Raw genomic sequence first — 13,497 nt, 5'->3', positions numbered from 1 at the left:
AAGCGTTATCCCTATATATCTTATATATTATAACAATATAAATTGCGATGGAGTTGGTTATAATGGAGAAGGTTAAAGAGTTTAAAGGTATAAAAGGCAATTTAACGGCTTTCAGGGAAGAAGTTGCGGATGTTGAGACAATTGGATATGCTGGCGTCCCTGGAGTGTGCACACCCTTCGCAGAACTTTTTGCATACGCTGCAAGGGACAAAAAGAGCATCTTCATTCCAAACACAGACTTTAAGAAGGCTAGAGAACTCATATTAACTGATTATGGTGTTGAACTAGGAGACGTAAACCCATATAAGGTGGATGCCCTAATACTCCTAGGAGGCCTTTCAATGCCAAAGATAGGCGCCAAGATCGAAGATGTTAAAAAATTGATAGACGAGGCCCTAAAAGAAGGTGGAAAGGTTATCGGCGTCTGCTTCATGGACATGTTCAGAAAAGCAGGTTGGTACGAGAAAATAGACTTTGATTGTGTTATAAATGCTGACATCGAAGGATTCGTGTTAAAATAACAGGTGGGTGAAAAATATAGAAAATTACAAAGAAGTGGAAAGCCTCAAATCACTCAAAATGGAAAAGGGCCTATTATATGAGACTATAGTAACAACCCTAAATCCTGAAGGTGAAGGTAACGCAGCACCCATTGGTGTAATATGTAAAAGTCCCAAGGAGATCGTATTATACCTCTATGAGGGGAGCCACACTCTCTCCAATATACTAGCTACTGGTAATTTCACAGTTAATATCACAGATGATCCTCTTTTGTTTACAGAGGCCACCCTAGGGGATCTTGGAGATGACTATTTCATACCATATTCTGGTTATTTGATTTTGAAGGGTGCTTCATCATTTTTCACAGCAACTACAAAAAAAGTGAAGAACATTAAAAAGAAGGACCAGTATGGGGAATCCAAATTATTCATTATAACAGCGGAGGTTAAAAGAATATACAAAGGTAAAAATTTCAAAGAACCATTAAACAGGAGCATATACGCAATTATAGAATCCCTGATAAATTATACTCGTATAAATCGTGCAGAAAATAAGGAAGATATCATAGATCGTATATTAGAAATGAAAAGGGTTGTTGATAAGGTAGGAGGGCCCCGAGAAAAAATGGCCATGAAAAGGATAGTAGATTCCATTAAGATAAAACTGGATTAACAAAGCGACGCTCTTCAACATTGAATAATCCCCTATCACTTAAGCGCAACTGTGGGATTACAAGGAGCGACAAAAAGGACATTGTCATGAAAGGATTGGATAAGCTTGATCCCATATCCGCTACAAAATCATTAAGTTGTCTAGCTTTACATGCGAGAATGTTCACCCTCTCATGTGACATGAGACCCGCAACTGGCAATCTAAGATGCATAGATTCATCAAGGGCCACCGCGACAAGTCCACCACCACTCCTTCTAAGAATCTCAACCGCCCTCATCATATAATCAGTGGAAGTGCCCACAACTATCAGATTATGTGAATCATGGGCTACCGTAGATGCAAGAGCACCCTCTTGTATGCCAAAACCTTCAACGAAACCATTACCTATGTTCCCATGGCCATATCTGTCTATGACCGATACTTTCAATATGTCATCCTCTGGTAGTGGTTGTACTATCCCATCCCTGATTGGAAGTTCATGTATAGATTCTGAAGTTATAATCTGCCCCTCAAACACTTTGATAACCCTTACTCGTGCCCTGTTACCAGAAGCTCGGATACCTAACCTAGATGATTCAAGGCCTTTTATCCTAATTTTCCCCTGAGGTGGCGTTCTCTCCTTTCCTTTGACTTTGAATAGTTTTTCACCATCCTTTGCAACAAGTTCACCGTTAATAAATACTTTTTTGACTGTGAAATTTTTCAAGTTATCAACTAATACTATATCGGCAGATTTCCCAGGGGCTATTGCACCAAAATCTAGTGAGTAGTGATCTGCAGGGTTTATCGTGACCATTCGAACAGCTTCTACTTCATCAATACCATATTCCACGGCTTTCCTGAGGATCGCGTCCATATGGCCTTCGATAAGATCCCCTGGTTCCATGTCATCAGATACTAAAAAGTCTCCGCCGACTTTTGCAAGCTCTTGGAGGTTCTTCGCGGATGAACCCTCCCTTACCATGATCTTCATCCCTAGTTCTATTTTTTCCCGGGCTTCTTCCGCGTATACGGACTCGTGATCGGTTGATATCCCTTTCTCCACATACCTGCAAAGATCATCCCCTGATAAGAGCGGTGCATGTCCATCTATAGGCTTGCGCGCCCTTTTCGCGGCTTTTATCTTCTCGATGACTTGGGGGTCCTCTGATATGACACTTGGAAAATCCATCATCTCTCCTAAGGCTACTATTTCATCCCTTTCAAGAAGGGCTTCTATTTCATTGATTCCTATCCTCGCACCTGCTGTCTCGAATTCTGTTGAAGGTACACATGATGGTGCTGTGAAAAAGAATTTCAAGGGGACCCTTTTTGAATCCTCTATCATGAAATCGATTCCCTCAAGACCCATTACATTAGCTATCTCATGGGGGTCGCTTATCACTGCTGTAGTCCCATGAGGTATGGTGGCCTCTGCAAAAGATGATGGTGTCATCAGTGAGCTTTCGATGTGTGTATGTGCGTCTATGAAACCTGGAAGTAGGATTCCATCAAAATCTCCTTTTATTTTTCTCACAATTTTTATCATACCATTTTCTATGATTATTTCAGCGGGGTATATGTCACCTGTGAAAACATTTAATATGTTCCCCTTTAGCAATATTATCACTTTTTCCTTTTGAGTTCATCCCAGAGGATGGGTAAAAACGCCCCCACGTCTGTTACAACACCCACAACTTGGGAGCTGCCACGATCAGCAAGTTTGGTAACTGTTGCAGGGTTTATATCAACGCATATGCTTTTAACATGGGATGGTAAAAGGTTTCCAACAGCTATTGAATGGAGCATGGTAGCTATCATCAATACCATGTCAACTTCCCTAATATAGCGTCGCATTTCATTCTGAGCTTCCACAACATCCGTTATAACATCAGGAAGCGGTCCATCATCCCTTATGGAACCTGCAAGTACAAATGGGACGTTATTCTTTACGCATTCATACATTATACCCTTTTTTAATATGCCCTTTTCGACCGCTGCTTTTATGGAACCAGCCTTGTTAATCTCATTTATAGCATAAATATGATGATGGTGGCCTTTACTTACCGATTCACCGGTTTTGACGCAAATACCTAAAGATGTGCCATAAAGGGCGTTTTCGATATCATGGGTTGCAAGGGCATTGCCCGCGAATAATACGTCGATGAAACCTTCACGTATCATCTCAGCAACTATAGGAGCCGATCCTGTGTGCACAACAGCTGGCCCTGCTACGAGGGCAATTTTACCACCATTATTCTTCACTGCCATGATCTCGGATGCTATCCTCTTGATGGTGGTGATGAGAGGTTTCTCAGATGATACGGCGCTCCCCATGAATTCGAAGATTCCCTTTTTTCCACGCGGCCTCTCTGGTGGGGATACTCTTATACCTTCTCTTCCAACAACTACTAAGTCCCCTTTTTTTATTTCCCCTATGGGTTTACATTTCGCGGTCTTTGTTTTGGGGTCTACCACTATCATACAGTCCATTTCAATATTCTGGACTTGTCTCCATTCTCCTTCATAAAAAATGAAAGTTGGATGGTTTGTTGTGGAATAAAAACCATCAGGTAAAACTTTATCTTTTTCAGCTGCTCGGAGCTCCACTTCTTTTATCTCTGCTATTGATGCGCCTATCTCGCTTAATTCATCGAGTATTTCATTTAAATGGGATGGTGTATCAGCTGATACAAGTATTCTAGCATAACTTGGATCTGTCTTCCTTTTACCGATTTCAAATTTGAGTATCTTGAAATCTCCCCCCATATCCATTATAACATCCAAGACCTTTGGGAGGATTAAACTATCAATTATATGACCTGAAAGTTCGACTTCTCTAGTGTTCATATTTAAGTGCACCTCTCATGATTTTAAGGATAGTAGATCATGTAGAATCTTAGCAGCGTTGAGACTGGTCTGATCACCCTTCACCGGCGATGTAACCTCCACTATATCAAAGCCCATTATATCTTTTCTGCTTATAATTTCGATGAATTTTTCCATGTGGAATGGTGTAAGTCCGCAAGGGGTTGGGTTACCTACCATAGGGGCATAGGATGGGTCTAGAACATCAATGTCAACCGTTACATATACTGGACCTTTAATGCTTTCTATTTTACACTTCACTTCTTCCATATTCTCTTGGATCATCTGTGAAGTGTAATATTCAATTTCATGTTCTTGGACAAATTCTATTTCTTCTTTGGATGCGGATCTGACACCTATCATGATTATACTCGGAGGTTCGAGTTCATATATTCTCCTCATTACTGTTGCATGTGAAAATTTTCCATTATAATGATCCCTCATGTCCATGTGCGCATCAAAATGGACAATAATAGGATTTTGCTTTGATTGTAGGACTTTTACAATGGGGTAAGTTATTGTATGCTCCCCTCCAAGGATTAAGGGTTTAAGATCATAGGATAATAATCTAGTTAGCGTGTCTATTATCCTCCTTGATGTTTCCTTGAAGTTCCCTGCGGAAACTCTAAGATCACCCAAATCAAAAATGGGCGCCCTAAGCTCTTTATTAAAGGTTAGATTATACTTCTCAAAATTATAAGATGCTTCTCTAATGGCTGATGGGCCGAATCTAGCCCCCGGCATATAAGTTGCTGTGGAATCGAAGGGGATGCCCAGCATACCAAAGGCATCCCCATTTCTGGGTGATGATAAAAATTCTTTAAAAGATTCTCTCCTTGAAAAAGCAAATTTGGAAGAATCCTCCAAGTATAGAAACATGTCATTTAACTCTCATAAGTTTATTTTTACCCATGGTAGTAATGTACTCTACCTCACTCCCCTCAGCAATTCTATCTTTTAAATCTTCAGGGATGGGTGTCTCAAACGTCTCATAGGTTTCAAGGTCCATTAATTGGACATCATCACCCATAATAGCCAATACTTGAGCTGTTCTTTTATCTATTATTGGTATTTCTATCTTAGCATCAACAGGTTTTACTATGCTCCTCTTTTGATTGTCAAATATGCCTATCGCTTCGATACGGGCCTTCGCAGAACCATGTTTTCCTGGTGATGACGTTGATATGTTCACAATCTTTGATGGTTCATCATCAATGATCACATATTTTCCAACCTTCAAATTTTTGACTTCAACTACCTTCTTTGACATTCATTATACCTCCCAATAGGATAATAATGAAAAAAACTGATAAAGGATTTTATATTATTAGTGTTACCAATCCTCTATATAAAACCTACCGTTACCCTACATTTCAGGTTAGTGATGGATATGAAGGTTTCAATTACATCAGGAAAGAGTGAAGGGCCAACCAAATTGAATGCATTTGATAATGCTCTTTTAGATGCTGGGATAGGTGATGTGAACCTTATAAAAGTTTCAAGTATAATCCCTGCTGATGCGCAGGTAGTTAGATTACCAACCCTTAAGAAAGGTTCGACAGTTAATTGCGTACTCTCCCATAGCATTTCCAATAATAGAGGGGATCTTATATCAGCAGCTATAGCAGTCGCATTATCTGATAATATAGGTTGCGTGGCTGAAAATAGTGGGATAAACAAGGATCCCAAGATTATAAGGGAGGATGCCATTTTTATGGTTGAATATATGATGAAAAGGAGGGGTGAAAAAATAAAAAACTTAATAGTGGAAGAAATAAACCATAAAGTCAAAGAATGTGGCGCTGTAGTAGCAGCGCTAGTATACCTATAATGAGGGAGCCTTTTAGGTGTTGTGGGAATGAAAAAATCCGAAATTTACTATTGGAGAAGTATAGCAATTAAAATGGCCGAACAAGTGCAGAAGGCCATAGCACCCCTCGTGGGTAAAAAGGAAGCTGGTGAAATAATAAAAATAGGCGCTGACGGGACGCCAACAAAATTAATAGACCTTGTAGCCGAAGATGAAACCATAAATGTCTTGGAAAATACTGAGAGACCCGTTACATTAATCAGCGAAGAGATAGGATACCTTAAAATAGGCGAAAAGGAAGATTCAGAGCCCCAGATAATATTCGTTGTAGACCCTCTTGACGGAACCACAAACGCCATCAAAAACATACCATTCTATGGCATATCCATTGCAATTGCAGAATACCATCCCAGTGATCTTTTACCATCATTAAATGATGTGAAAATGGGTTTTGTTAAAAATTTCGCCACTGACGACATTTACGAGGCCCTAAGAGGACGCGGAGCATACTTAAATGATGAAAGGATAAAACCATCCAAACAAGAATTGCTTGAAGAATCTTCGATGGGCGCCTTCATATACGGCACCAAATTCCCCAAAATCGATAATATATGTCGTATTATCCGTAGGATGAGAATACTAGGCTCAGTAGCATTAGAACTTTCATATGTTGCCAGCGGAGCATATGACGCTTTCATGGACTTGCGAGGAAATCTAAGAGTAGTCGACATCGCCGCTTCAAGGTTAATAGTCGAAGAAGCCGGGGGCATAGTCACCACCGAAAAAGGAGAACCCATAAACGGCCTTTTAAATGTTAAAGAGCGCACTTCGCTCATAGCAGCTGGGAACAAGCAATTACACCAGAAAATAATGAAAGCATTGGAGGTTATCTAATGCGTATAGGTGTGGTGGCGCGCCTAGACATCCCCAAGGCCATTACATTAGCAAAAAAAATTATTGAATTCCTCATAGAAAATGGCGTTAAAGTTTCCATTGACACCTCACTAGCGGAAAAAATCCCAGAATTCAAAAAATTAGCAAAGGAACTAAAAGAAATGGATGTTGACATCATCCTAACCGTTGGAGGTGACGGGACAATACTACGCACCCAAAGTTTCATAGAGGGGAAGAAAATACCATTAATTGGAGTGAATATGGGTACAGTAGGATTTTTAACAGAAATCGACCCCAAAAATGTATTCCAAGAACTCAAGGAAGTCCTCAAAGGACATTATATAATAGAGGAGCGAACACAACTAGACGTCTACCATCATGGCAAATTACCATCAGCTCTCAACGAAGTTGTTATGATGACAAGAGAACCAGCAAAAATGTTACACATCCAAATATTAGTTGATGATGAAGTTGTTGAAGAACTAAGGGCCGACGGGATAATAGTAGCAACTCCAAGCGGTTCCACAGCATACTCCATGTCAGCTGGGGGCCCCATCGTCGACCCGAGAGTAGAAGCATTTATAATAGTCCCAATATGCCCCTTCAAATTAAGCGCAAGACCTCTAGTAGTATCGGATGAAAGCAAAATCAGGATAAAATTGTTAAAAAAAGGTAAAAAGGCCATAGCAGTAGTTGATGGACAATTCAAAGAGGAAGTAAATTATATGGAAGAATTAATCTTTCAAAAATCTAAAAACAAAGCCTACTTCGTAAGGTTAAGCAAAAACTTCTACAAGAAGGTTAGAGAAAAACTAATCGAAGGGGGTATAACACCCAGCAAAGAATAGGGTCGTATAATAATGGAAGCACTCGTAGTAGATCTCACCCACGGCGGCATGACAATAGCACTCGCACTCAAAAAACACTTTAAAAAAGTATTCGCATGGGACATCTACAATACCCTAAACCCAAAAAATAAAAAAATCCTCACAAAAAATGGAATAAAACTCGTCAACAAAATCCCAAAATCAAATAATCTGAAAATAATAGCACCCATACACTGCCCACTCAACCTAAAAGTCGATTACACACACCATGAAATAGTGAAATTCCTCCTATCAAAAAATGAAAAACTCACCAAAACCCCAATAATAGAAGTCACAGGTGTCAAAGGCAAAACAAGCGTCGTATGGATGCTCAAAGAAATCCTAAAAGAAAAAACCCCCCTCATACTCAGCAGCATAGGAGCCTTCTTATCCGAAAAAAAACTCAAAGAGGATATCAGCATAACACCAGCAAGCATCATAGAAACAGTAGAACTCGCCAAAGGCCTAAATTACCAAGCATGCATATTCGAATCATCCCTCGGAGGAACAGGCCTCGCAGATGTGGGAATACTAACCAACATAGTAGAAGACTACCCCATCCAAGGAGGAAAAGAAAAAGCGAGCAAAGCCAAAGCCCAAATATTCAAAAGCAAAATAACATGCTGCGAACACACAGCCTACAAAAAATACTATAATCAATTTAAAAACGTGAACACATTCTCCATAACAGAAAAAGATGCCAACATCCACCCTACAAATATAAATTACGGCCTTGAAAAAACTCGACTAAAAATACATGTAAAAGGCCTTAAGACAATAACAGGCAAAAAATATAATATCAGATTCCCAATTGAAAGTTTCGCTCCAGGCCCACATTACCTCCTCAACCTATTGGCAGCAGTATCAGGTGCATTAACCCTCGATATCAGTATAAAGCAGATACAAGAAGGTCTCAGAGAATTTAAAGGTATTAAGGGTCGAAGTTCCAGACGCCGGTTTGGTGAAAAAATAATAATAGAGGAGATAAACCCTGGTATCAATTCAGAAGCCATAAAATACACCCTGAAGATGGCTCAAAATCTCGAAGCCCCCATTACAATATTAGGCGGAGATTACGGGATTACTTGTGAAGAAATAGATGAGGATAAAACCGCCAATATAATTGAAGATTTCACAGAAAAGATTATACTAACAGGAGCATTAGGCAAAAACATCCAAAAAAAACTTCATAGGAAGATTCCCTATATGGAAAAGAGGGAAGATGCGCTGAAATATGCACTTTCAACCGCTAACAAACATATAATATTAATCTATCGTTCAGAATATTCTAAACCCCAAGAAAGATAATCCCCCTAATGGGAGGGATCATCACATTGAAAGTAGGGACAAGAGGAAGTCGCCTCGCACTCAAACAAACAGAGGATATAATAGCCAAACTTTCAAAAATAATCCCAACTAAGATAGAGAAGGTCATAGTGAAGACAAGCGGTGACAAGATAAAGGATTCACAATTATATAAAATCGACAGAAAAGGCATATTCACAAGAGAATTGGACAATGCAGTGTTAGAAGAGAGAGTGGATTTCGCAGTCCACAGCCTAAAGGATGTCCCAACAGAAATAGACGAAGACCTGACGATAGCAGCAGTACCAGAAAGAGGACCACCCCACGAAGTACTAGTATCAAAGTTAGACTGGGACGAACTACCAGCCAATTCAAGAATAGGTACCAGCAGCCTTCGAAGAGAAGCTTTCTGCAAACATTACAAAAAAGAATTCAAACTAGAACCTCTACGTGGAAACATAGACACAAGGATAAGAAAAGTCATGGAAGGAGAAATAGACGCGACAATAATGGCAGAAGCCGGGCTAAAACGCCTAGGATTAGAAAAGAATATCAAGAGGAGATTCCCACTTAAATACATAACCCCACCCGCTGGACAAGGAGCCCTAGCAGTTATAACAAGAAAAGACCACCCAAAACTCCACCTAATAAGAAAATTAAACCATTATAGGTCACTACAAGAAGTTAAAGCAGAAAAAAGCGTCTTAAAGAAATTAGGAGTCGGTTGTCAATGGCCTCTTGGCGTGATAGCCAAAGCACGAAATAAAAAACTATGTTTATATGCTATCCTTTTATCAAAGGAAGGTGATATATTATCCCAGGTAACATTAGAAGGCCCTATCAACAAAGCCCAAGAGTTGGGTGAAAGAGTTGCAAATGAAATGGGGGATTATCTTTGAGAAAAGTAAATGTAGGAGTAATCGGTGTAGGGGCAATGGGTTACAACCATGCAAGAGTTTACCACCGCCTCGAGATAGCTAATCTCATAGCAGTAGCGGATATAATGGAAGAGACATTGCAAAAAGCTTCAAAAAAGTATGATGCCCGTGGTTACCTAGATTATGAGAACCTCCTCAAAATACCTGAGATAGAAGCTGTGAGTATCTGCGTGCCAACAACCCACCACTACCAAGTAACCATGGACGCAATAGAATATGGAAAACACGTACTTGTCGAAAAACCCATCGCATTCACTTTAAAAGAAGCTAAGGACATGGTTAAAAGCGCGCGGAAAAAGGGGGTGAAACTCGCCACCGGCCATGTTGAAAGGTTCAACCCAGCTGTGAAAAAAGCAAAAGAACTCATAGAAAATGATGTTATCGGTGACGTGGTATCAGCATCAGCAAAGAGGGTTGGACCATTTCCGCCAAGGATAAAAGATGTTGGTGTAACAATAGATCTCGCAATCCATGATCTAGATGTGATGCACTACCTCTTCAGCGAACCAGTAACTGAAATATATGCAACAATGGGGAGCATACTCGAAAAATGCAAATTTGAAGACCATGCAGAGATAATGGCAAAATTCGAAAGTGGGATAACGGGCATGCTAGAAGTTAACTGGTTAACCCCATACAAGAGAAGGAAACTAGCCATCACGGGCACTGATGGGATAATAAACATAGATTACATAGATCAAAGTATAGACGTTTATGGTAAATTCGCCCAGGATGTTCAAATAGAACACGAAGAACCATTAAAAAATGAGATCAAATCATTCCTCATGTCAATAATAAATGACGAAGAACCTGAAATAACAGGAGAAGATGGAATATACGCTCTTAGAACAGCCCTTGCAGCTATAAAGTCCGCAAGGGAACATCGACCTATAACATTAAACGGGGACCTATAAAGGTGTGTGAAATGACAGAAAAACTCATAAAAAAAGCCCAAGAACTCCGAAAAAGGGGCTTCACCACTGGGGAAATTGCAGATGAATTAAATGTTTCAAAAGACACTGCAAGATGGTTAACACTCCAAACAAGCGTGAAATCTATAAAAAAGGCTCCATTAGATTTCGCTGTAAACTGGGAGAGCCTTGGTGGAAGCTCCACCCGCATGAGACACGTTTCAGCTGCCATGGCAGACATGGCCCTAGAATATGGGGAAATAGATGTGGTGGTTGGAATAGCGATCAGCGGCATCCCCTTCGCCACTCTCATGGCTGATGAAATGGTCTCAAAGTTGAAAAAGGACATATCACTGGCGGTTTTCCATCCGATAAAACATAGAAAAGGTAAAGATGCTGAAGGGGCTATAAGCAGCAATTTCGCGAAGGTTAAAAATAAGAAAGTGCTAATAGTAGATGACGTAATAACAAGTGGCAAGACCATAAAAGAAGCTGTAAAAGTATTAAAAAGTCAAAAGGCAACCCCAGTTATAGTAACAGTACTTATAGACAAAAAAGGCATTTCAAGGGTCGATGGAGTCCCTGTCACATCACTTATAAAAGTTAAAAGACTTGGATAAAAGAAGATAACTTCACACAAAGTTTCTGGGTATTCCACTGCAAGAAATCCCTACAAAAAAACTATCAGCAAAAAAAATTAACCTTTATATCCTATGGATAGAGGTGGAGATGGCTTCCATCAAATTAGGGTCTGTACCTTAAAATCGCCCCCATACCACCAAAGGCTTTTAAAAGTTGGATTCCCTCCTCCGTTTCAGTTGATATTATCTCTACTTCAGAGCCTACTGTCTCGGCAATTTCCACAAGATCATCAATAAGATCCTTGGAATCAACTATTTTCATTTGATCATTACAATTGGGACACTCCCTACTTTCTTCCTTTTTTATTGTTAAGTCCATTTTATAATTGCAGGATGGGCACTGATAAGTGGCTCTTTTCGCTCTGAGATCTTCTGATAATAAAAGCACTTCCACAGCTCCCATTTGGAGATAATTCCTCACTTCATCTTCACCATAAGCTGCCAGTCCATCCTCACTTATGAGTTCACTGAGAAACCTCTGGACTAATTTTTTCTCCCTCATCACATCAATCTCTGTTAAAACATCCATTGATTTGTCTATAACCTCCCTTATACCAAATTCACCAGTATAGGATGTGTCAACTGTTGTTATGATCTTCTTCTTAATCTCATGGTGTAAATAATCTCCTTTTACAAAATCCTCCTTAGTATGACCTGGACCCCCTATAATAATCCCTTTAAGGTCGGGGATTGATAAAAAAGCCTCGTTCATATGATCTCCTATCCTTTTTAGGAATTCGTGTGCTGCTAATTCTATCAGACGGTCGAACCTCCGCTGTGACTGGCCCCCAGCCTTGTGCTTTCCTGGAACGCCACTTGTAAGGGTTTTCAAAATTTCAATCCGCTTACCCTTTAAAAGTGCTATCGTAGCCTCTTTGCGGTCGAGAACAGCTAAACCATAAACTTCCTTCTCTTCTAACATCTCCTTCAAGGGTTCGAGGTAAAATTCGGAATTACAATGATATATATAAGTTTTTATAGGTTCTGGTGGCTCGAAAACATATGTTTCCATCTTTTCAGAGCCTGGCCCTCCACGGGGTATCATACCAACGAACATTACAAGACCATTCTTTGGCGGGCGTGGGAACAACTTCAAACGTTGCATTATAACCTCTATGGCTGATTGAACATTCTTTCTCGTCTGTTTGCTCTTAATATTAGCACTTTGACTTAATTCTTCTCTCATATGCTTAGCCACGTCACTTATCTGCCTATCAGGGGGTATATATACCGATACAAGTTCAGTACCCCTACCCTTCTTTTTCGCGAGCTCCTCCAAAGTTCTTCGAAATTCATAAAGTTCCTTTGATGATACCTTACCCAAACAAATCACTCCTTTCTAAAAAAATTTTAATCCCTATAATTTAGATTATCCACAACAAATAATATAATCTAGTAGAAAATTTTTGTATAAAAATTTACGGTGGAGACCATGAAGATAGTGATTACAATAGGCGGATCTATTATAATGGAAAATTTTAATTCAAAAATATTCAAGGAATATGCTAGGATCTTAACATCACTACAAGATGATAACAAAATATTCATAGTTATAGGTGGGGGCCAACCTGCAAGAGATTATATAAGATTAGCAAGGGAACTTGGCGCCAACGAAGCCCAATGCGACAATATTGGGATAGAGGTCACACGACTCAATGCAAAAATGCTTATAATGGCCCTTGGCGAGAAAGCCTATCCTATGGTACCTCACAATTTTAATGAGGCGCTTGAATATTCCGCGACAGGTAAAATTCTCGTTATGGGTGGTACAGAACCTGCCCATAGTACAGATGCAGTTGGTGCCATACTTGCTGAACTCGTGGATGCTGACATACTCATCAACTTAACCTCAGTAGATGGATTCTATGATAAAGATCCTCAGAAGTATCCTGATGCCCGCCTTTATAAAGAGATAACAGCAACTGAAATGCTTAATCTTTTAAAGGATAAAGATTGGAAAGCAGGAACTTATGAGTTCCTTGACTTAACAGCAATCCATATTATAAGAAGATCAAATATCAAAAGTATAATAACAAATGGAAAGGATCCTATGAACCTCATAAGAGCATTAAAGGGTGAGGTCGGCACGAGGATAATCCCAAGATAGGAGAA

15 protein-coding genes are annotated in these 13,497 nt (G+C 39.7%); 10 read left to right on the top strand and 5 right to left on the bottom strand.

Features of this window, described 5'->3' with window-relative positions:
* Window positions 1-47 precede the first annotated feature (47 nt).
* A complete protein-coding gene (locus tag QFX38_02685) occupies window positions 48-521 on the top strand; it encodes a DUF2124 domain-containing protein (protein ID MDI9623777.1) in 474 nt (157 codons plus the stop codon).
* A 7-nt stretch (window positions 522-528) separates the two neighbouring features.
* Entirely contained in the window at window positions 529-1,173 is a 645-nt protein-coding gene (locus QFX38_02680) for a DUF447 family protein (protein ID MDI9623776.1), read from the top strand.
* On the opposite strand, the gene ade is transcribed toward QFX38_02680, so the two are convergent.
* From ade to QFX38_02660, 4 genes are all read right to left on the bottom strand, one after another.
* Window positions 1,154-2,773 carry an adenine deaminase gene (gene ade, locus QFX38_02675; GenBank protein ID MDI9623775.1) on the bottom strand — a complete coding sequence of 540 codons (1,620 nt, stop codon included), beginning with the start codon at window positions 2,771-2,773 and terminating at the stop codon, window positions 1,154-1,156. The genes QFX38_02680 and ade overlap by 20 nt on opposite strands.
* 5 nt (window positions 2,774-2,778) lie before the next feature.
* Window positions 2,779-4,002 carry a TIGR00300 family protein gene (locus QFX38_02670; protein ID MDI9623774.1) on the bottom strand — a complete coding sequence of 408 codons (1,224 nt, stop codon included), beginning with the start codon at window positions 4,000-4,002 and terminating at the stop codon, window positions 2,779-2,781.
* Window positions 4,003-4,017: 15 nt separating this feature from the next.
* Complete coding sequence (gene speB, locus QFX38_02665) at window positions 4,018-4,800, bottom strand: agmatinase (protein ID MDI9623773.1); 783 nt, start codon at window positions 4,798-4,800, stop codon at window positions 4,018-4,020.
* A 100-nt stretch (window positions 4,801-4,900) separates the two neighbouring features.
* Entirely contained in the window at window positions 4,901-5,290 is a 390-nt protein-coding gene (locus QFX38_02660; GenBank protein ID MDI9623772.1) for a translation initiation factor IF-5A, read from the bottom strand.
* A 120-nt stretch (window positions 5,291-5,410) separates the two neighbouring features.
* Here QFX38_02660 and QFX38_02655 point away from each other — a divergent pair, with 120 nt between their 5' ends.
* Genes QFX38_02655 through QFX38_02625 form a run of 7 tightly spaced genes read left to right on the top strand, consistent with a single transcriptional unit; the run spans window position 5,411 to window position 11,364 of the window.
* A complete protein-coding gene (locus QFX38_02655; GenBank protein ID MDI9623771.1) occupies window positions 5,411-5,851 on the top strand; it encodes an arginine decarboxylase, pyruvoyl-dependent in 441 nt (146 codons plus the stop codon).
* A 27-nt stretch (window positions 5,852-5,878) separates the two neighbouring features.
* On the top strand, window positions 5,879-6,724 hold the full coding sequence (locus tag QFX38_02650; GenBank protein ID MDI9623770.1) for a bifunctional fructose-bisphosphatase/inositol-phosphate phosphatase: 846 nt from the start codon (window positions 5,879-5,881) through the stop codon (window positions 6,722-6,724).
* Entirely contained in the window at window positions 6,724-7,572 is an 849-nt protein-coding gene (locus QFX38_02645) for an NAD(+) kinase (GenBank protein ID MDI9623769.1), read from the top strand. The genes QFX38_02650 and QFX38_02645 overlap by 1 nt, the downstream gene beginning before the upstream one ends.
* Window positions 7,573-7,584: 12 nt before the next feature.
* The gene (gene cfbE / locus QFX38_02640; GenBank protein MDI9623768.1) at window positions 7,585-8,898 is read left to right on the top strand and encodes a coenzyme F430 synthase; all 1,314 of its coding nucleotides are present in this window, start codon (window positions 7,585-7,587) and stop codon (window positions 8,896-8,898) included.
* A 26-nt stretch (window positions 8,899-8,924) separates the two neighbouring features.
* The gene (gene hemC, locus QFX38_02635; protein ID MDI9623767.1) at window positions 8,925-9,794 is read left to right on the top strand and encodes a hydroxymethylbilane synthase; all 870 of its coding nucleotides are present in this window, start codon (window positions 8,925-8,927) and stop codon (window positions 9,792-9,794) included.
* Entirely contained in the window at window positions 9,791-10,747 is a 957-nt protein-coding gene (locus QFX38_02630) for a Gfo/Idh/MocA family oxidoreductase (GenBank protein MDI9623766.1), read from the top strand. Before hemC ends, QFX38_02630 begins: the two co-directional genes overlap by 4 nt.
* Before the next feature lie 11 nt (window positions 10,748-10,758).
* On the top strand, window positions 10,759-11,364 hold the full coding sequence (locus tag QFX38_02625; GenBank protein MDI9623765.1) for an orotate phosphoribosyltransferase-like protein: 606 nt from the start codon (window positions 10,759-10,761) through the stop codon (window positions 11,362-11,364).
* Between the two features lie 124 nt (window positions 11,365-11,488).
* Here the strand turns inward: QFX38_02625 and prf1 are convergent, their stop codons facing one another.
* Complete coding sequence (prf1, locus tag QFX38_02620) at window positions 11,489-12,709, bottom strand: peptide chain release factor aRF-1 (protein ID MDI9623764.1); 1,221 nt, start codon at window positions 12,707-12,709, stop codon at window positions 11,489-11,491.
* Between the two features lie 108 nt (window positions 12,710-12,817).
* Here prf1 and pyrH point away from each other — a divergent pair, with 108 nt between their 5' ends.
* Complete coding sequence (gene pyrH / locus QFX38_02615) at window positions 12,818-13,492, top strand: UMP kinase (protein ID MDI9623763.1); 675 nt, start codon at window positions 12,818-12,820, stop codon at window positions 13,490-13,492.
* Window positions 13,493-13,497: the final 5 nt, after the last annotated feature.

It is taken from the genome of Methanothermobacter sp., assembly GCA_030055615.1.
Classification (GTDB): domain Archaea; phylum Methanobacteriota; class Methanobacteria; order Methanobacteriales; family DSM-23052; genus Methanothermobacter_A.
This window is presented reverse-complemented; position numbering and strand designations above follow the sequence as displayed.

What these genes read in the sequence shown, in the direction of transcription:
- QFX38_02645 (MDI9623769.1), top strand. Translation starts at nt 6,724, where the DNA reads ATGCGTATAGGTGTGGTGGCGCGCCTAGACATCCCCAAGGCCATTACA.
- QFX38_02650 (MDI9623770.1), top strand. Translation starts at nt 5,879, where the DNA reads ATGAAAAAATCCGAAATTTACTATTGGAGAAGTATAGCAATTAAAATG.
- QFX38_02625 (MDI9623765.1), top strand. Translation starts at nt 10,759, where the DNA reads ATGACAGAAAAACTCATAAAAAAAGCCCAAGAACTCCGAAAAAGGGGC.
- cfbE (MDI9623768.1), top strand. Translation starts at nt 7,585, where the DNA reads ATGGAAGCACTCGTAGTAGATCTCACCCACGGCGGCATGACAATAGCA.
- QFX38_02670 (MDI9623774.1), bottom strand. Translation starts at nt 4,002, where the DNA reads ATGAACACTAGAGAAGTCGAACTTTCAGGTCATATAATTGATAGTTTA.
- pyrH (MDI9623763.1), top strand. Translation starts at nt 12,818, where the DNA reads ATGAAGATAGTGATTACAATAGGCGGATCTATTATAATGGAAAATTTT.
- QFX38_02655 (MDI9623771.1), top strand. Translation starts at nt 5,411, where the DNA reads ATGAAGGTTTCAATTACATCAGGAAAGAGTGAAGGGCCAACCAAATTG.
- QFX38_02685 (MDI9623777.1), top strand. Translation starts at nt 48, where the DNA reads ATGGAGTTGGTTATAATGGAGAAGGTTAAAGAGTTTAAAGGTATAAAA.
- QFX38_02660 (MDI9623772.1), bottom strand. Translation starts at nt 5,290, where the DNA reads ATGTCAAAGAAGGTAGTTGAAGTCAAAAATTTGAAGGTTGGAAAATAT.
- speB (MDI9623773.1), bottom strand. Translation starts at nt 4,800, where the DNA reads ATGCTGGGCATCCCCTTCGATTCCACAGCAACTTATATGCCGGGGGCT.